This is a genomic window from Ligilactobacillus animalis KCTC 3501 = DSM 20602, assembly GCF_001434535.1.
Taxonomy (GTDB): Bacteria; Bacillota; Bacilli; order Lactobacillales; family Lactobacillaceae; genus Ligilactobacillus; species Ligilactobacillus animalis.
In genome coordinates, this window is sequence record NZ_AYYW01000040.1 from 1 (window position 1) to 542 (window position 542).

The 542-nt window shown below is 38.9% G+C and carries 1 protein-coding gene; it reads left to right on the forward strand.

Annotated features, from left to right (window positions below; genetic code table 11):
• The first annotated feature begins 38 nt into the window (after positions 1-38).
• Positions 39-167: a hypothetical protein gene (locus FC30_RS09850; RefSeq protein WP_268888281.1), complete on the forward strand. Its 129-nt coding sequence runs from the start codon at positions 39-41 to the stop codon at positions 165-167.
• Positions 168-542 lie beyond the last annotated feature (375 nt).

Here is a 542-nt window from a genome sequence, read left to right on the forward strand (position 1 = left end):
GGTTACATGCTTTTAAATCATCAAAAAAAGTCTGATTTTTGGCTAAAAAGCGGGTATATAGCTATCGTTCCTACTCCCGCAAGTTTATCAAGGAAATGACAACGCTTGACGATATCGCAGAATTTAAAAAGCTGCTGGCTGATCGTGAGAAAGAATTGCAAGAATAGAACCAATCAAGGGAAACACTACTAGGTTTATCACAAAAAAGTTAAAAACCTAGTTTATCCAAAAAAACTCACACGAGGGGCGACCCCCCTATAAAAATATTTCAAATTTCAGCCCCGGCGTAAGATAACGCTATTGTGTGCGCTCTTTCGTTCCAATGCTAAGGGGCGGGGGTATTTTTTGCTTCTAGGCGTTTTTATCAGATTACGAGTATAATTATACTCAAATGCTCTTATCGCTCTTAGAACGCAAAATACAGCGTTATAGAGTAACAAGCCATTTGATAGAGCAATGATATAGCTTGATAAAGTAAGGAGAGTCGCAATGATGAAATTAGACCCGCCAGAAACACGGGAGATCAATTACAGTCAAACACG